This window comes from Pseudomonas sp. AIG, from assembly GCF_977020205.1.
In genome coordinates, this window is sequence record NZ_CDROCK010000002.1 from 64,710 (window position 1) to 81,628 (window position 16,919).

At 59.3% G+C, this 16,919-nt stretch carries 16 protein-coding genes; 12 read left to right on the forward strand and 4 right to left on the reverse strand.

The window, feature by feature from the left end; translation table 11 throughout:
• Nucleotides 1-27: 27 nt before the first annotated feature.
• From purE to ACWR1S_RS01755, 4 genes are all read left to right on the forward strand, one after another.
• Nucleotides 28-519, forward strand: coding sequence for a 5-(carboxyamino)imidazole ribonucleotide mutase (gene purE, locus ACWR1S_RS01740; protein WP_007920220.1), 492 nt, complete (start codon nucleotides 28-30; stop codon nucleotides 517-519).
• A gap of 10 nt (nucleotides 520-529) precedes the next feature.
• The gene (locus tag ACWR1S_RS01745) at nucleotides 530-1,612 is read left to right on the forward strand and encodes a 5-(carboxyamino)imidazole ribonucleotide synthase (RefSeq protein ID WP_454562237.1); all 1,083 of its coding nucleotides are present in this window, start codon (nucleotides 530-532) and stop codon (nucleotides 1,610-1,612) included.
• A 110-nt stretch (nucleotides 1,613-1,722) separates the two neighbouring features.
• Nucleotides 1,723-1,968: a GlsB/YeaQ/YmgE family stress response membrane protein gene (locus ACWR1S_RS01750; protein ID WP_003229635.1), complete on the forward strand. Its 246-nt coding sequence runs from the start codon at nucleotides 1,723-1,725 to the stop codon at nucleotides 1,966-1,968.
• Between the two features lie 93 nt (nucleotides 1,969-2,061).
• Nucleotides 2,062-2,598: a DUF3299 domain-containing protein gene (locus ACWR1S_RS01755; RefSeq protein ID WP_007920225.1), complete on the forward strand. Its 537-nt coding sequence runs from the start codon at nucleotides 2,062-2,064 to the stop codon at nucleotides 2,596-2,598.
• Between the two features lie 124 nt (nucleotides 2,599-2,722).
• Here the strand turns inward: ACWR1S_RS01755 and ACWR1S_RS01760 are convergent, their stop codons facing one another.
• Nucleotides 2,723-3,622: a D-hexose-6-phosphate mutarotase gene (locus ACWR1S_RS01760; RefSeq protein ID WP_454562238.1), complete on the reverse strand. Its 900-nt coding sequence runs from the start codon at nucleotides 3,620-3,622 to the stop codon at nucleotides 2,723-2,725.
• 58 nt (nucleotides 3,623-3,680) lie between these two features.
• The gene (locus tag ACWR1S_RS01765; protein WP_003229628.1) at nucleotides 3,681-4,085 is read right to left on the reverse strand and encodes an acyl-CoA thioesterase; all 405 of its coding nucleotides are present in this window, start codon (nucleotides 4,083-4,085) and stop codon (nucleotides 3,681-3,683) included.
• A 500-nt stretch (nucleotides 4,086-4,585) separates the two neighbouring features.
• On the opposite strand from ACWR1S_RS01765, the gene ACWR1S_RS01770 reads away from it, so the two are divergent.
• Nucleotides 4,586-5,884, forward strand: a complete 1,299-nt coding sequence (locus ACWR1S_RS01770; RefSeq protein ID WP_454562239.1) for an MFS transporter — start codon at nucleotides 4,586-4,588, stop codon at nucleotides 5,882-5,884.
• Between the two features lie 16 nt (nucleotides 5,885-5,900).
• On the opposite strand, the gene ACWR1S_RS01775 is transcribed toward ACWR1S_RS01770, so the two are convergent.
• Together ACWR1S_RS01775 and ACWR1S_RS01780 are read right to left on the reverse strand one after the other, a co-directional pair.
• Nucleotides 5,901-6,392 carry a PIN domain-containing protein gene (locus ACWR1S_RS01775; protein ID WP_141125958.1) on the reverse strand — a complete coding sequence of 164 codons (492 nt, stop codon included), beginning with the start codon at nucleotides 6,390-6,392 and terminating at the stop codon, nucleotides 5,901-5,903.
• Nucleotides 6,389-7,447: a helix-turn-helix domain-containing protein gene (locus tag ACWR1S_RS01780; RefSeq protein WP_454562240.1), complete on the reverse strand. Its 1,059-nt coding sequence runs from the start codon at nucleotides 7,445-7,447 to the stop codon at nucleotides 6,389-6,391. The genes ACWR1S_RS01775 and ACWR1S_RS01780 overlap by 4 nt, the downstream gene beginning before the upstream one ends.
• A gap of 188 nt (nucleotides 7,448-7,635) precedes the next feature.
• Between ACWR1S_RS01780 and ACWR1S_RS01785 the strand changes: the two genes are divergently transcribed.
• The 7 genes from ACWR1S_RS01785 (at nucleotide 7,636) to ACWR1S_RS01815 (ending at nucleotide 16,867) form a co-directional block, all read left to right on the forward strand.
• On the forward strand, nucleotides 7,636-8,637 hold the full coding sequence (locus tag ACWR1S_RS01785; RefSeq protein WP_034152107.1) for a phosphate ABC transporter substrate-binding protein PstS: 1,002 nt from the start codon (nucleotides 7,636-7,638) through the stop codon (nucleotides 8,635-8,637).
• Nucleotides 8,638-9,059: 422 nt separating this feature from the next.
• The gene (locus ACWR1S_RS01790; protein ID WP_454562347.1) at nucleotides 9,060-11,093 is read left to right on the forward strand and encodes an ABC transporter permease subunit; all 2,034 of its coding nucleotides are present in this window, start codon (nucleotides 9,060-9,062) and stop codon (nucleotides 11,091-11,093) included.
• A 16-nt stretch (nucleotides 11,094-11,109) separates the two neighbouring features.
• Nucleotides 11,110-12,780 carry a phosphate ABC transporter permease PstA gene (pstA, locus tag ACWR1S_RS01795; protein ID WP_077575089.1) on the forward strand — a complete coding sequence of 557 codons (1,671 nt, stop codon included), beginning with the start codon at nucleotides 11,110-11,112 and terminating at the stop codon, nucleotides 12,778-12,780.
• Nucleotides 12,781-12,913: 133 nt separating this feature from the next.
• On the forward strand, nucleotides 12,914-13,747 hold the full coding sequence (pstB, locus tag ACWR1S_RS01800) for a phosphate ABC transporter ATP-binding protein PstB (RefSeq protein ID WP_454562241.1): 834 nt from the start codon (nucleotides 12,914-12,916) through the stop codon (nucleotides 13,745-13,747).
• A 121-nt stretch (nucleotides 13,748-13,868) separates the two neighbouring features.
• Nucleotides 13,869-14,630 carry a phosphate signaling complex protein PhoU gene (gene phoU / locus ACWR1S_RS01805; RefSeq protein ID WP_016985766.1) on the forward strand — a complete coding sequence of 254 codons (762 nt, stop codon included), beginning with the start codon at nucleotides 13,869-13,871 and terminating at the stop codon, nucleotides 14,628-14,630.
• Between the two features lie 177 nt (nucleotides 14,631-14,807).
• Nucleotides 14,808-15,764: a response regulator gene (locus ACWR1S_RS01810; RefSeq protein ID WP_242207864.1), complete on the forward strand. Its 957-nt coding sequence runs from the start codon at nucleotides 14,808-14,810 to the stop codon at nucleotides 15,762-15,764.
• A gap of 206 nt (nucleotides 15,765-15,970) precedes the next feature.
• Nucleotides 15,971-16,867: a peptidoglycan DD-metalloendopeptidase family protein gene (locus ACWR1S_RS01815; RefSeq protein ID WP_454562242.1), complete on the forward strand. Its 897-nt coding sequence runs from the start codon at nucleotides 15,971-15,973 to the stop codon at nucleotides 16,865-16,867.
• Nucleotides 16,868-16,919 lie beyond the last annotated feature (52 nt).

Consider the following 16,919-nt stretch of genomic DNA (forward strand, 5'->3'; position numbering starts at 1 on the left):
GGCGCTCCAGAGAGAAGAGGCGCGACGATGAGTGCACTGGTTGGCGTGATCATGGGCTCCAAGTCCGATTGGTCCACCCTTAGCCACACCGCCGATATGCTGGAAAAGCTCGGCATCCCGTACGAGGTCAAAGTGGTCTCTGCCCACCGTACCCCGGATCTGCTGTTCCAGTACGCCGAAGAGGCTGAAAGCCGCGGCATCGAGGTGATTATCGCCGGTGCCGGTGGCGCAGCCCACTTGCCAGGCATGTGTGCGGCCAAGACCCACCTGCCGGTGCTGGGCGTGCCGGTGCAGTCGGCCATGCTCTCGGGCGTCGACTCGCTGCTGTCGATCGTGCAGATGCCAGCGGGCATTCCGGTCGCCACTCTCGCTATCGGTAAAGCCGGCGCAATCAACGCCGCGCTGCTCTCGGCGAGCATCCTCGGCGCCAAGCATCCGCAGTTCCACGCGGTACTGAAAACCTTCCGTGCCGAGCAGACAGACAGCGTCCTGGACAATCCAGACCCACGTATTGCCTGAGGTTGTTGAGATGAAGATCGGTGTAATCGGTGGCGGCCAGTTGGGTCGCATGTTGGCCCTGGCGGGCACTCCGCTGGGCATGAACTTCGCTTTCCTCGACCCTGCGCCGGACGCCTGTGCGGCCGCGCTGGGCGAACACCTGCGGGCCGATTACGGCGATCAGGATCATCTGCGCCAGTTGGCTGATGAAGTCGATCTGGTGACCTTCGAGTTCGAAAGCGTCCCCGCCGAAACCGTGGCATTCCTGTCGCAGTTCGTCCCGGTTTATCCGAGCGCCGAAGCCCTGCGCATCGCTCGCGACCGCTGGTTCGAAAAGAGCATGTTCAAGGACCTGGGCATTCCGACCCCGGCCTTCGCCGACATTCAGTCGCAAGCCGATCTGGATGCTGCTGTCGCTTCGATCGGTCTACCGGCCGTGCTGAAAACCCGCACTTTGGGTTACGACGGCAAGGGCCAGAAAGTCCTGCGCACACCTGCAGATGTGGTCGGCACCTTCGCCGAACTGGGCAGTGTGTCCTGCCTGCTGGAAGGCTTCGTGCCGTTCACCGGTGAAGTCTCGCTGATCGCCGTGCGTGCTCGCGATGGTGAAACCAAGTTCTATCCGCTGGTACACAACACCCACGACAGCGGCATCCTCAAGCTGTCGGTGGCCAGCACCGATCACCCGTTGCAGGCGTTGGCCGAAGACTACTCGAGCCGTGTGCTCAAGCAACTCGACTATGTGGGTGTGATGGCGTTCGAGTTCTTTGAAGTCGACGGTGGCCTGAAAGCCAACGAAATCGCCCCGCGCGTGCACAACTCCGGGCACTGGACCACCGAAGGCGCCGAGTGCAGCCAGTTCGAAAACCATCTGCGCGCCGTTGCCGGCCTGCCGCTGGGTTCGACCGCCAAGGTCGGCGAGAGCGCAATGCTCAACTTCATCGGTGTGGTACCGCCGGTTGAGAAGGTCATCGCCATCGAAGATTGCCACCTGCATCACTACGGCAAAGCCTTCAAGGCCGGGCGTAAGGTCGGTCACGCCAACTTGCGCTGCGCCGACATGGCCACGCTGCAGGCGCAGATCGTCAAGGTTGAAGCGCTGATCGCCGAGTAACGGCAGTTTCATGTGGCAGCGGCGGAACCATTCAGGGGCCGCCGTTCTCTCATGGCAGGATGCCAAAGTCTGACTAGGCTTCGCATATCTACTACTGAGAGGGAATTGCCATGGGAATTATCGGAACCATCTTTATCGGCTTGATCGTCGGCCTGCTGGCACGGTTCCTGAAACCGGGCGATGACAGCATGGGCTGGATCATGACCATCCTGCTCGGTATCGGCGGTTCGCTGGCAGCCACTTACGGCGGCCAGGCCCTGGGTATTTATCAGGCAGGTCAGGGCGCAGGCTTCATCGGCGCCCTGGTCGGCGCGATCGTGTTGCTGGTGATCTACGGCCTGATCAAAAAGAACTGATCCAAAGCGACAAAGCCCTCTCTGCCAACGTGGCCGGGAGGGCTAGAATGCTCGGCGATTCAACGATCCTTCCTTTTTATACCGAGCACTTTCATGCGCCGTCTTCTGTTGACTCTCCTTTTCCTGGGCAGCGGTTTGGCCCACGCCGGCGAACTGCCGGAAACCGACTGGCTCGAACTGATGCCCAAGTCGGATCAAAAGGCCCTCGAGGCCATGCCTGAAATCGATCACAACTCCCCGGAAGCTACCGGCACCTTCACCGAGAAGGGCGGGATGAAACAGGCCAAAGGTCTGCCGGCGGTGATGTATTCGACCAAAACCGTGGCGTCGATGAACGACAAGCACATCCGCATCGGCGGTTATCCGGTGCCGCTGGAGTCCGACGCCAAGGGCCGTAGCACGTTGTTCTTCCTCGTGCCGTACCCGGGCGCCTGCATCCACGTGCCACCACCGCCACCGAATCAATTAGTGCTGGTGCGTTATCCGAAGGGCTTGAAGCTGGACGATATCTACACGCCGCTGTGGGTGACCGGCACGCTGAAGGTCGAGAAGGTCAGCAATGACCTGGCCGATGCGGCGTATGCGCTGGAAGCGGACAAAGTGCGGGTGGTGCAGGAGTCCGATCTCTAACAGTCACCACAAAACTACTGTAGGAGTGAGCCTGCTCGCGATAGCGTCGTGTCAGCCAATTTAATGGATCTGACAAACCGCTATCGCGAGCAGGCTCACTCCTACATTTGGTTTTGCGGTGCTGTTAGAGCGGTTTGCTGGCGACGCTGACGCCCATGGTATGGCTCGCCCCCGGCGCCAGCGTGACGATGTCATCCATCACATTCGCCGTCTCGATGCACAACATGCGCTGCCAGCCATCGTTATCCATATCCGCCAATGCCGCCGCGCGGTCAATCCACGGGTTCCAGATCACCGCCGTGCGTGAACCGGTAGCCGTCAGCACAATGCGTCTTTCCCAGGTCGGGTCGACAATGCTCAACTGCGGCGGAGCGTCGAGATAGATACGGTCGGTCTCACCGGCAAACTGCAGGTCACCTTGCTGGCTGTTGGTTTTCCAGTCGTCCAGCGTCTCGATGTAATTCAAGCCATCCACGCCATCGACGTGCACATTGCGCACATCACTCACTGCGAAATACGTGTGCAGCGCCTGACTCAGGCTGACGGTTTCACTGCCACGGTTGTGGCTGGTCAGGCTGAAGCTCAGTTGCTCGGACAAATGCAGGGTCAGGGTCAGATCGACTTCGTGCGGCCAGCCCGGCAGGCCACCTTCGGGGCAGGGCAGCTTGAATTCGACCTTGACGCCGTCAGCCTCTGATTCGATGCCGCCCAGTTCCCAATCCATCGCTCGCACCAGACCGTGCGCGGGTGCTGGTTGCTCACCGGTGAACATGGTCTGCACGCTCTGCGGGTTGCGTTCGAACTTGCCGAACCACGGCCAGCACACCGGCACGCCGGCGCGAATACTTTTGCCCGTCTTGAAGTCGGCCTTGTCGTTGAGCCAGATGATCGGCGGCTGGCCATCGATCTGATAACTGAGGATGTGCGCGCCTTGCTGGGCCACCAGCACTTCGGCCTGACCGTGGCGGATGCGCCAGCAGTTCAGTTCATCCAGTTTCACCGCTTCAACGTTGGGCGTGTTCATGGGACAGCTCTCGATCAGACACTTGGGACGATTATCGACCGCAAAACGGCCGCGAGGTTTAACGCGCGCGTGGCGGAACCGAGCGCGTGCGGCCGCTGCCGTCGATGGCGACGAAGACAAACACGGCTTCGGTCACTTTACGCCACTCGCTGGACAGCGGATCGTCGCTCCACACTTCGACCATCATCTGGATCGAGCTGCGGCCGATTTCCAGGGTCTGGGTATAAAAGGACAATTGCGCGCCGACAGCGACCGGGACGAGAAACGCCATGCGATCGATGGCAACCGTGGCAACGCGGCCACCGGCGACGCGGCTGGCCATTGCGGTGCCGGCCAAATCCATCTGTGCCACCAGCCAGCCGCCGAAAATATCGCCAAAGCCGTTGGTTTCGCGTGGAAGTGCGGTGATTTGCAGGGCCAGGTCGCCTTGCGGGATCGGATCTTCTTGTTCGAGCTCTATCATGCCGGGGGTGCCTCTGACCCGTGACTCTTCGTTGGTATTGCTGGTGGTAGCCGTCTTCGGGAAAAACGATTCAGCACCGAACCTACTACGTTCGTCACGTTTTCCATCAGGCGCCTAAGGAGAAACTCTGCGAAACCGGCTGCCGACACTGTGAGAACTACTGCGCTCAGCAATACTGCGTCAAAAACAGGCTCGGACTGCTCATTTACAACCCGTAAACTCCGCGTCCTCGCCTGTTTTTTCCTTGTCTTGCTTTCGCTCGCTACGTTCTCACAGCGCCGGATGACAGCATCGTTTTCGCACAGCAACCCCCTACAAACCGGAGCAGGTTGCGAGTATATCGGTCGGTAGACTCCACGACGACCATCCGGTTCTCATTTCGACCGTCAATTACGCGGCTCTATGTGCTTTTTCGAACAATTTGCTATGGTGCCGAACCTGCCCAAGCCACCGCCAGCGTTGTTGTGGCGGCAGTTCCGACTATAAGAGAAGCCCTTGCCATGACCACAGCGCCTTCGAGCCTCGCGCAGCCCCAGCAACCCGCACGACCGTTGACCCGCAATGACTACAAGACTCTGTCGCTGTCCGCCCTCGGTGGCGCGCTGGAGTTTTACGATTTCATCATCTTCGTCTTCTTCGCCACCGTGGTCGGCAAGCTGTTCTTCCCGGCCGACATGCCCGAGTGGCTGCGCCTGATGCAGACCTTCGGCATCTTCGCCGCCGGCTACCTCGCGCGGCCGCTGGGCGGTATCGTCATGGCGCACTTCGGCGATTTGCTGGGGCGCAAGAAGATGTTCACCTTGAGCATTTTCATGATGGCCGTGCCGACCCTGATCATGGGGCTGCTGCCAACGTACGCGCAGATCGGCATGTGGGCGCCGATCCTGTTGCTGGTGATGCGGGTGATTCAGGGCGCGGCGATTGGCGGTGAAGTGCCGGGCGCGTGGGTCTTCGTTTCCGAACATGTACCGCAAAAGCACATGGGTTACGCCTGTGGCACCCTCACCAGCGGCCTGACCGCCGGCATTCTGCTCGGCTCGCTGGTCGCTACGGCGATCAACAGCATTTATACGCCTGCCGAGGTTTCCGATTACGCCTGGCGGATCCCGTTCCTGCTCGGCGGTGTGTTCGGCCTGTTCTCGGTCTACCTGCGCCGCTGGTTGCACGAGACGCCGGTGTTTGCCGAGCTGCAACAGCGCAAGGCATTGGCTGAAGAAGTGCCGCTGCGCGCGGTGCTGCGTGACCATCGCGGGGCGATTGCGATCTCGATGCTGCTGACCTGGTTGCTCTCCGCTGGCATCGTTGTGGTCATCCTGATGACCCCGACCGTGCTGCAAACCGTCTATCACTTCACGCCGACGCAATCGCTGCAGTCGAACAGTCTGGCGATCGTGTTCCTGAGCATCGGCTGCATCATTTCCGGCGCACTGGCAGATCGCTTTGGCGCCGGCCGCGTGTTTGTCTTCGGTTGCCTGGGCCTGTTGATCAGCTCGTGGACGTTCTATCACAGCCTCGCCGATCATCCGAACTGGTTGTTCCCGCTGTATGCGCTGACCGGTTTTCTGGTTGGCACCATTGGTGCGGTGCCGTATGTGATGGTCAAAGCGTTTCCACCGGTGGTGCGCTTTAGCGGCTTGTCGTTCTCGTACAACGTGGCTTACGCGATCTTCGGCGGGTTGACGCCGATGGTGGTCAGCCTGCTGCTGAAAGAAAGCGCGATGGGGCCTGCCTACTATGTGGCGGTGCTGTGCGCGATGGGGATTCTGGTCGGGGCGTGGCTGTGGAAGAAGGGGCGCTGATCCAGGATTCTGCTATCTAGGGCTCTCGCCAGCGTGAGAGCCTTGTTTCGCACTCGCCAGTTGGGAGTCGAGCGCCATGCTCAAGCATATGGGTCAAGGCGTCTGCGGCGTGCGGCTTTTCGATTACGTGATGTTCAACCATCAGATCGAGTAACCAGAGTGCGCCGTGCACCTCCAGTCCATCTCGTTGTGCCTGGCGCCTTAATTTGCCGTCTCCGGTCAGCAACGGACGTCCTGTTTCCTGTGCCAGCAGGTAACAAGACACGTCCGCCAGTGAGCTGTTGTTGTGCTCGACTTTCAGCTCAAAGAGCCTGATCACGCCAGACTCATCGAACGATTCGACACTCAGTCCTCGATCAAGCAGTTCCTGGTGGGGAAAGTCTGCAAGCTCATGCATGACAAAGTCGGTGCAGCAAAGTGTGAATGGCAAGCGAAACATCTGCTCCAGTAATCCGGCGTTTCTGAAGTCAATCCAGATATTCGTATCACTGATGAAGATCAAACTCATGCATTCTCCAGTGAACCCAAAAAATTGGGGTCCAGTGCGCTCACTGGTTTGCGCAGGAGTTCGGCAGCCCGAGACTTGGTGATCAAACCTTCTGCCAGCGCCCAGAATGCTAGCGACTCAAATCTTTGAGGCGGCTTGCAAGGTAACGGCTCAGGTTCTGATTTGCGCCAGCCATTGGCACTGAATTGGATGGTGAGGGACTTATAGCCACTTTCGCTGAGAAGCTTCAGATCTTTCAGGCGTCTCAACGCGGCATGCATTGAGATCCCGTATTGACGCTTTGCAATCAGCAGTTCTCGTGGATGAACTCTGGAGCGAGGATGGCTACCGAAGTCACCGGTGACACTTTTCGCCGGGTAAAGAAACGCGCCAGCGAATCGATGGCAACAATTTTCCTTGTCCCTCTCCGGCATATCTTCTGGTAATGCCATGACCCAGTGGCCGAGTTCATGGGCGGCAGTGAACCTGATCCGTTCGCCTGGACGATCGGCATTCAACGCAATCAGCACGTGCTCGCCATTACCGGTGGCTGCGCAGGCACCGTCGAAGTCGTCCGGGCCGTTCAGCATTGCGACCTTGATGCTGTGCTCCTCCAGCTGTTCGGTCAAATTGGCAATGGGGTCGCTACCAATTCCCCAGAACTGCCGAAGCTCCTCTGCTGCGCCTTCGGCTTCATCGATACAGGAAACAGAAATCATTTGTGCCGGTGTGACGGGAGTGTGGATGTCTGCGGGGTCGAAACATTCCTCGAGCGCGATGTAGCGCTCAAGGTGCTCGCGAATTTTCTCTTCCACCTGTGCCTGGCGATATTTAGGCATTCGGGCCAGTTTTCGAAACTCCAGAGGCGCCAGCGCAATTGCATCCGCACGAAAGAAGTACTCAGGACTGACCTGAAGCGCTTTGGCCAATTGCAGCAGACGAGTTGAGTTCGGAGTGCTCAACCCCTTCTCATATTTGCTCAAGGCTTGTTTGGTTATATCGCCAAGCTCTATCGCCAAAGCTTCAAGAGTGATGCCTTTTTGCAGGCGTGCGCGGCGAATTCGGTCGTTTATCATGGGGCCCTCTCGTGGTTGACAAGACTATCTTTCAGTAGTGATTTGTCAACACGAGAGGAGTTTCATTTTTTTAACACGGCTCCCATGCTGGCCTTTCATCCAATTGTCATATTTCAGCCATAGAGTGTTCACACGGCCTGCTGATACTTGGCCCCGACTTAACACACCCTATCTGCTAGGAGTAAGGCATGAAACTGAAGCGTTTGATGGCGGCAATGACTTTTGTCGCTGCTGGCGTTGCGACTGCCAACGCGTTCGCCGCTGTTGACCCTGCTATCCCGAGCTACACCAAGACCACTGGTGTGTCGGGCAACCTGTCCAGCGTCGGCTCCGATACCCTGGCCAACCTCATGACCCTCTGGGCTGAGAACTACAAAAAAGAATACCCGAACGTAAACATCCAGATTCAGGCCGCTGGCTCCGCCACTGCGCCACCTGCGCTGACTGAAGGCACCTCCAACCTGGGCCCGATGAGCCGCAAGATGAAGGACACCGAACTGGCGGCCTTCGAGCAGAAGTACGGCTACAAGCCAACCGCTATCCCGGTTGCCGTGGATGCTCTGGCTGTGTTCGTACACAAAGACAACCCGATTCAGCACCTGACCATGGAACAGGTTGACGCGATCTTCTCGTCGACCCGTCTGTGCGGCGCCAAAGCCGACGTGAAAACCTGGGGCGACCTGGGCGTGACCGGTGATCTGGCCAACAAGCCAGTGCAGCTGTTCGGTCGTAACTCGGTATCCGGCACCTACGGCTACTTCAAAGAAGAAGCTCTGTGCAAAGGCGACTACAAGCCAAACGTCAACGAACAACCAGGTTCGGCGTCGGTTGTGCAGTCGATCAGCTCGTCGCTGAACGGCATCGGTTACTCGGGCATCGGCTACAAGACCGCCAGCGTGAAAACCGTTGCGCTGTCGAAGAAGGGCAGCACTGACTTCATCGAAGACACCGAAGAAAACGCCCTGAACGGCAAATATCCGCTGTCGCGTTTCCTCTACGTTTACGTCAACAAAGCCCCGAACAAGCCTCTGGCTCCGCTGGAAGCCGAGTTCGTGAAACTGGTGCTGTCGAAACAGGGCCAGGAAGTGGTAGTGAAAGACGGTTACATCCCACTGCCAGCCAAGGTTGCTGCAAAAGCACTGGCTGACCTGGGTCTGCAGGAAGGCGGCGCTGAAGTCGCAAAGAAGTAACAAATTGAGTCCGGGGTGAACCCCACCAGACTCAGGTAAAAGGCCGGATCTGCCCGCAGACCGGCCTTTTCCACACCTCAAATTTTTGATCCTCTGCCAGTCCCGCTGGCGGTGGATTTGCTGCGTCACTGCATTGTCATCTTTCTGTCATACAGGATCGCTAGGGTGAGCGCATGAATGATCTGGCCAATTCCCACATGACTACTAATCCTCCCAAGCGCATTGATTTCAATACGCCTGAGCTGCAACGCAAGCGCCGCATTCGCGCGCTCAAGGATCGCTTCACCCGCTGGTACGTCCTCGTTGGCGGTCTTGCGGTGCTGGCAGCCATCACCCTGATCTTCTTCTTCCTCGCCTACGTGGTTGCGCCGCTGTTCCAGGGTGCCGACCTGACCGCGAAAGACTCGATCACCCCGGCCTGGATGCAGGACGCCGGCAAGCCGTTGATGATCTCGCTCGAAGAGCAGAATCAGGTGGCGATGCGCGTTTCCGACAAGGGCCAGGCGCTGTTCTTTGACATCGACAGTGGCGCTGAACTGAAGCGCGTCGATCTGCCGGTTCCGACTGGCGCCACCGTAACCTCGATTGGTGAAGACCAGCCGGGCCATCCGCTGGTGGCTGTGGGCCTGTCCAACGGCCAGGCGCTGGTGTTCCGCCACACCTATAAAGTCAGCTACCCCGATGGCAAGAAAACCATCAGCCCGGCGATTGAATATCCGTACGGCGAGACGCCGATCGCGCTGAACGAAGCCGGCGGTGCGCTTGAGCATGTCAGCCTGAATGCCACCGACACCACCCTGATATTGGTGGGCTCGACCGGTTCGCAACTCAATGTGCTGTCGCTGACCAGCGAAGAAAACATGATGACTGGCGAAGTCACCAACGAGCAGAAGCGTATCGATCTGCCGCAGATGACTGAGCCGGTGAAAAACATTTTCGTCGACCCGCGCCAGCAATGGCTGTACGTGGTCAACGGTCGCGCCCAGGCCGATGTGTTCAGCCTGCGCGACAAGAGCCTCAACGGGCGCTACAAACTGTTGGAAAACGCTGACGCCGAAGTCACCGCGACCACGCAACTGGTCGGTGGTATCTCGCTGATCGTCGGCGACTCCAAGGGTGGTCTGGCCCAATGGTTTATGGCCCGCGACACCGATGGTGAGCTGCGCCTGAAGCAGATCCGCACCTTCCAGATGGGCACCACGCCAATCGTTGAAATCACTGCTGAAGAGCGTCGCAAAGGCTTCCTCGCGCTGGATGCCAGCGGCAAGCTCGGCGTGTTCCACAGCACCGCGCACCGCACGCTGCTGGTTGATCAGGTGGTCGATGGCCAAGGCGTATTCGGCCTGTCGCCGCGCGCCAACCGGGTGATCGTCGAAGCCGACGGCAAACTGCAACCGTTGCTGCTCGACAACCCGCACCCGGAAGTTTCCTGGAGCGCGCTGTGGAGCAAGGTCTGGTACGAGAACTACGACGAGCCTAAATACGTCTGGCAATCGACCGCCGCCAACACCGATTTCGAACCGAAACTGAGCCTCTCGCCACTGACCTTCGGCACGCTGAAAGCCGCGTTTTACGCGATGCTGCTGGCGGCGCCACTGGCCGTTGCCGCAGCGATCTACACCGCCTACTTCATGGCCCCGGGCATGCGCCGCAAGGTCAAACCGGTGATCGAGCTGATGGAAGCGATGCCGACGGTGATCCTCGGTTTCTTCGCCGGCCTGTTCCTTGCCCCGTATGTCGAAGGGCATCTGCCGGGCATTTTCAGCCTGTTGATGTTGTTGCCGATCGGCATCCTGGTCGCCGGTTTCACCTTCAGCCGTCTGCCTGAATCGATCCGCCTGAAAGTCCCGGACGGTTGGGAAAGTGCGCTGCTGATTCCGGTGATCCTGTTCGTGGGCTGGCTGTCGCTGTACATGAGCCCGTTCATGGAAAACTGGTTCTTCGGCGGTGACATGCGCATGTGGATCTCCCACGACCTGGGCATCACCTACGACCAGCGCAACGCTTTGGTGGTCGGTCTGGCCATGGGTTTTGCGGTAATCCCGAACATCTACTCGATCGCTGAAGACGCCGTGTTCAGTGTGCCGCGCGGCCTGACCCTCGGTTCGCTGGCCCTCGGTGCCACGCCGTGGCAGACCATGACTCGCGTGGTGATCCTGACCGCCAGCCCGGGGATCTTCTCGGCGCTGATGATCGGCATGGGTCGTGCGGTCGGCGAAACCATGATCGTGCTGATGGCCACCGGTAACACCCCGGTCATGGAAATGAACCTGTTCGAAGGCCTGCGCACCCTGGCCGCCAACGTCGCGGTGGAAATGCCCGAGTCGGAAGTCGGCGGCAGCCACTACCGCGTGCTGTTCCTCTCGGCGCTGGTGCTGCTGTTGTTCACCTTCGTCATGAACACCCTGGCAGAACTGATTCGTCAGCGTCTGCGCAAGAAATACTCGTCGCTTTAAGCAAAGGTAGAAGTCTGTGAAACAGAACTCCCTGAAAGGATGGTTCAAGAGCGGCGCCCCGGGCGTCTGGATCAGCGGTGGCGCGGTGTCCATCGCGGTCATCATGACCATTGGCCTGCTGGCCGTGATTGCCGTGCGCGGTCTGGGTCACTTCTGGCCGGCGGATCTGGTGCATGCCAATTACGACGTACCGGGTCAGGCCAATCACCTGGTCATCGGTGAAGTGGTACAGAAGGAAGAAGTACCGCGTGCCCGACTGAAGAGCGCCGGTTTGCCGGTGCCTGACGCAGGTCCGGAATTCATGACCCGCGAGCTGATCAAGGTCGGCAACCGTGACCTGAACGGCAACGACTTCACCTGGATCGTTGGCGAGTGGCTGACCAACCAGACCACGCCGCCAGAGTTGATGGCGATCGAGCGTCGCGAGTGGGGCAACTTCTACGGCTACCTGGTCAACGTCAAACAGGACGGCAAGGTCATCGCCGAGGGCGAGGCTGCCTGGCCTGAGCTGCAAGCGCGGATCAACCGTGTGAACGGTCTGGCGGCACAACTGAAGTCGCTGGAAAAGACCGACATCGGTGCGATCAACGCCGGTCTGGAGCGTATCCGTCTGCACGGTCGCAAACTGGAACTGGAAGGCAAGCTCGACGCCACCGCACAAGCGGACATGGAATCCGAGCGTGCCGAGTTGAATGCGCGTTATCAGGACATCGAAGCGCGTCTGGCCGATCTGCATGCGCAGTTCAACCGCGACGCGCTGACCGCTCGCGATGCCAACGGCAAAGAGATCGAAATCGGTCTGGGCAAAGTGGTTCACGCCTACCAGCCAAACGCGATGAGCACCTTCACCAAGGTCGGTTTCTACTTCAGCAAGATTTGGGAATTCCTTTCGGACGACCCGCGTGAAGCGAACACCGAAGGCGGGATTTTTCCGGCGATCTTCGGCACCGTGATGATGACGTTGATCATGGCGATGATCGTCACCCCGTTCGGCGTGCTGGCAGCGGTGTACCTGCGTGAATATGCCAAGCAGAACACCCTGACGCGGATCATCCGTATCGCGGTGAACAACCTCGCTGGCGTACCGGCGATCGTTTACGGCGTGTTCGGTTTGGGTTTCTTCGTTTACGTACTCGGTGGTTCGGTTGACCGCTTGTTCTTCCCCGAAGCATTGCCGGCACCGACCTTTGGTACCCCGGGTCTGCTCTGGGCCTCGCTGACTTTGGCGCTGCTGGCGGTGCCGGTGGTGATCGTGGCAACCGAGGAAGGTCTGGCGCGTATCCCGCGTACCGTGCGAGAAGGCTCGTTGGCCCTCGGTGCGACCAAGGCTGAAACCTTGTGGAAAATTGTGATCCCGATGGCCAGCCCGGCCATGATGACCGGCATGATCCTCGCCGTGGCCCGCGCCGCCGGTGAAGTGGCGCCGCTGATGCTGGTGGGTGTGGTGAAACTGGCGCCGTCGCTGCCGGTGGACGGCAACTACCCGTACCTGCACCTGGACCAGAAGATCATGCACCTGGGCTTCCACATTTATGACGTCGGCTTCCAGAGCCCGAACGTCGAAGCGGCCCGTCCGCTGGTGTACGCCACGGCGCTGTTGCTGGTGCTGGTGATCGCGACGTTGAACCTGTCGGCGGTGTATATCCGCAACCACCTGCGCGAAAAATACAAAGCACTGGATAGCTGATTTCTTATGTAGGAGTGAGCCTGCTCGCGATGGCAACACCGCGGTTTCATAGATAAACCGCAGCGCCTGAATCGCGAGCAGGCTCACTCCTACAAAAAACCGAACCGAATTTTGTTAGCACAGGGAGCCTCCCATGCAGCACGAAGCACATACCCACGGCATCAACATGTCTGCCCTGGGCCGCGATAAGCAAAGCCTCAGCCTCGAACAGGAAACCGTGGCCATCGAAGTACCGGGCCTGAGTCTGTATTACGGCGAGAAACAAGCATTGTTCGACGTCAGCATGAACATTCCGAAACAGCGCGTGACTGCCTTCATCGGCCCGTCCGGCTGCGGTAAGTCGACGCTGCTGCGCACCTTCAACCGCATGAACGATCTGGTTGACGGCTGCCGCGTCGAAGGCGCGATCAACCTGTACGGCAACAACATCTATCGCAAAGGCGAAGACGTTGCCGAACTGCGTCGTCGCGTCGGCATGGTGTTCCAGAAGCCCAACCCGTTCCCGAAAACCATCTACGAAAACGTGGTCTACGGCCTGCGCATTCAAGGCATCAACAAGAAGCGCATCCTCGACGAAGCGGTCGAATGGGCGTTGAAAGGTGCGGCACTGTGGGACGAAGTCAAAGACCGTCTGCATGAATCGGCACTCGGCCTGTCCGGTGGGCAGCAACAGCGTCTGGTGATCGCCCGTACCATCGCGGTTGAGCCGGAAGTGCTGCTGCTCGACGAACCGTGCTCGGCCCTCGACCCGATCTCGACGCTGAAAGTCGAAGAGCTGATCTACGAGCTGAAATCCAAGTTCACCATCGTCATCGTCACCCACAACATGCAACAGGCCGCGCGGGTGTCCGACTACACGGCGTTCATGTACATGGGCAAACTGGTGGAATTCGGCGACACCGATACCCTGTTCACCAATCCGGCGAAGAAGCAGACCGAAGACTACATCACCGGTCGATACGGTTGACCGTACAGCCGCGAGCTTCATGCTGCGAGCGGCAAGTCAAAGCGGTTCAGCGTAACGACAAATTTCAGCTTGCAGCTCGTAGCTTGCAGCTCTTGGTTAAAGCTTTTGCGGAGCGAACACAATGATTTCTAAGGAAGGCCTTACCCACCACATCTCTGCGCAGTTCAACGCCGAGCTCGAGGAAGTGCGCAGCCACCTCCTGGCCATGGGCGGGCTGGTCGAGAAGCAGGTCAACGACGCGGTGACCGCGCTGATCGAAGCCGATTCCGGTCTGGCTCAGCAGGTGCGCGAGATCGATGACCAGATCAATCAGATGGAACGCAACATCGACGAAGAATGCCTGCGCATTCTCGCCCGCCGTCAGCCGGCGGCGTCTGACCTGCGTTTGATCATCAGCATTTCCAAGTCGGTGATCGATCTGGAGCGCATCGGTGACGAAGCGACCAAGATCGCCCGCCGCGCGATTCAATTGTGCGAAGAAGGCGAAGCGCCGCGCGGTTACGTCGAGGTTCGCCACATCGGCGACCAAGTGCGCAACATGGTCCGCGATGCGCTGGACGCGTTTGCCCGTTTCGACGCCGATCTGGCGTTGTCGGTGGCGCAGTACGACAAGATCATCGACCGCGAATACAAAACCGCGCTGCGTGAACTGGCGACCTACATGATGGAAGACCCGCGCTCTATCTCGCGGGTCTTGAGCATTATCTGGGTGCTGCGTTCGCTGGAGCGCATCGGCGACCACGCGCGCAATATCTCCGAATTGGTCATCTACCTGGTGCGCGGCACCGACGTGCGCCACATGGGCCTCAAGCGCATGAAGGAAGAAGTTGAAGGCACAAGCGGCGAAACCGCTAATGTTCCGGGCAATGCTGACGATAAGTAAGATTGCCTGAGAAAAGCGCCCGGCCCTTTGGCCGGGCGTTTTTATTTCTGCTTTTCACAAGGCAGATCGAATTAAAAAGCAGCACCCGCGAACGAAAAGTCCCGGCGTGACTGAAGAGTTTTGGCAATGTGCCATCAGCCAGCGTTATGCTTGCCGGGATTTTAATAGGGGTGTTGGATGAGCAAGATCAGTGTGTTGGTCGTGGACGATGCTTCGTTCATTCGTGACCTGGTGAAAAAGTGCCTGCGTAATTACTTCCCGGGGATCCGCACCGAGGACGCCGTCAACGGTAAAAAGGCTCAGGCCATGCTGGCCAGAGAAGCCTTCGACCTGGTCCTGTGCGACTGGGAAATGCCGGAAATGTCCGGTCTCGAACTGCTGACCTGGTGCCGCGAGCAAGATAACCTCAAGACCATGCCGTTCGTTATGGTGACCAGCCGTGGCGACAAGGAAAACGTTGTGCAGGCGATTCAGGCCGGCGTTTCCGGCTACGTCAGCAAGCCGTTCACCAACGAGCAACTGCTGACCAAGGTCAAGCAGGCGCTGAATAAAGTCGGCAAGCTCGACACCCTGATGAACAGCGCGCCGACCAAAATGAACTCGGCGTTCGGCAACGATTCCCTGAGTGCCTTGACCGGTGGCAAGCCTGCCGTGGTCGGCGGTGCTCCGGCGGCCGCAGCGGTCAACCCGTTTGCCAAACCCGCTGCTGCCGCACCAGCGCCCGCTGCTGCGCCATCCCGTGGCCTGCTCAACAGCCCACCGGTCAAGGCACCCGCCGCAGCGTCTGCTCCGGCCAGTGGTCGTGGCCAAGGCCAATTGCGCCTGCCAAGCGGTACTCAGCAATGCGTGATCAAGGCGCTGAGCATCAAGGAAGCGTTGCTGGTGGTGAAACGCACCGACACCCTGCCGCAGATCCTCGACAGTGCCGTGCTCGATCTGGAGCAGGGCGACAACGCTGAGATTGCCCGCCTCAACGGCTACCTGCACGCCGTCGTCGCGTTTGAGCAGAAGCCTGACAGCGACTGGCTGCAACTGACCTTCCGTTTCGTCGATCAGGATGCGCAGAAGCTCGACTACATCTCCCGTCTGATCGCCCGCGGCACGGCGCAGAAGCACTTCGTTCCGGGCGCTTGATCACAGCTTTACGCTGATCGTTCCCACGCTCTGCGTGGGAATGCCTCAACCGGACGCTCCGCGTCCTCTCGCATGGGACGCAGAGCGTCCGGGGCTGCATTCCCACGCAGAGCGTGGGGACGATCATTTGAAACATCTGTCGACTAGCCTGGTCTGCTTCACCTGCTAGGCTCATTCCCAGGCCTTACTTCGACAGACTCTTGCCCATGCTCGCGCGCCTGCTGTTTTTCTGTGGTCTCTTCATGGCCTCCACCTCGGCTGTGGCCATGACCATTTACAAATCCACCGACGCCAACGGCGTGGTCTCGTACAGCGACCGGCCGAGCAAAGGCGCGCAGGTGTTCGTCTTTCAGGACCGCATGGTCGAGCGCCTCGAGCGGCAGGTCTATCTCGACATCAAAAAACAGAAAGGCACTGACGTGGTGTTCGTGCGCAACGATCTGTACGCGCCGGTCGAGGTCGCACTGGCCTTTACCGGGATGAGCAATGTACGTGGCGCGCCGGCACAAACCATCCGCCGGGTGCTGCCGGCGCGCAGCAATACGCGTCTGGCGCTGCTGACGGCGGTGTCGGCCAAGCAGCCGCTGGTGTATACGCCGCAATTTCACTATTCCCTCGGTGACCCCTCTGGAACCGCACAGGGCTATCGCTACCCGCTGCCTTGGCGCGGCGGGCCGTTCCGCCTGAGTCAGGGCGCCAACGGTCAATACAGCCACTATGGGCCGAAGAACAAGTACGCGATGGACATCGCCATGCCGGTCGGCACGCCGATCATTGCCGCGCGGGCCGGGGTGGTGGTGAAGACCGAGAACGCACAGAGCGGGCGCGGTAATGATGCATCCGGTAATTTCGTGCGGGTGCTGCACGACGACGGCACCATGGGCGTGTACCTGCACCTCAAGCAAGGCTCGGTGAGTGTGCGCGAAGGGCAAAGAGTGACCGTGGGCAGTCCGCTGGCGCTGTCAGGCAACACCGGCAACAGCAGTGGCCCGCACCTGCACTTTGTGGTGCAGCGCAATACCGGTGAGGGGCTGGTGTCGATTCCGTATCAGTTCAACCAGCCGCTGGGGGCGTTGCCCAACTTTGCGTTGGGCAAGCAGTAAAGCAAAAAAGATCGCAGCCTGCGGCAGCTCCTACATAGGAATGCGATTCCTG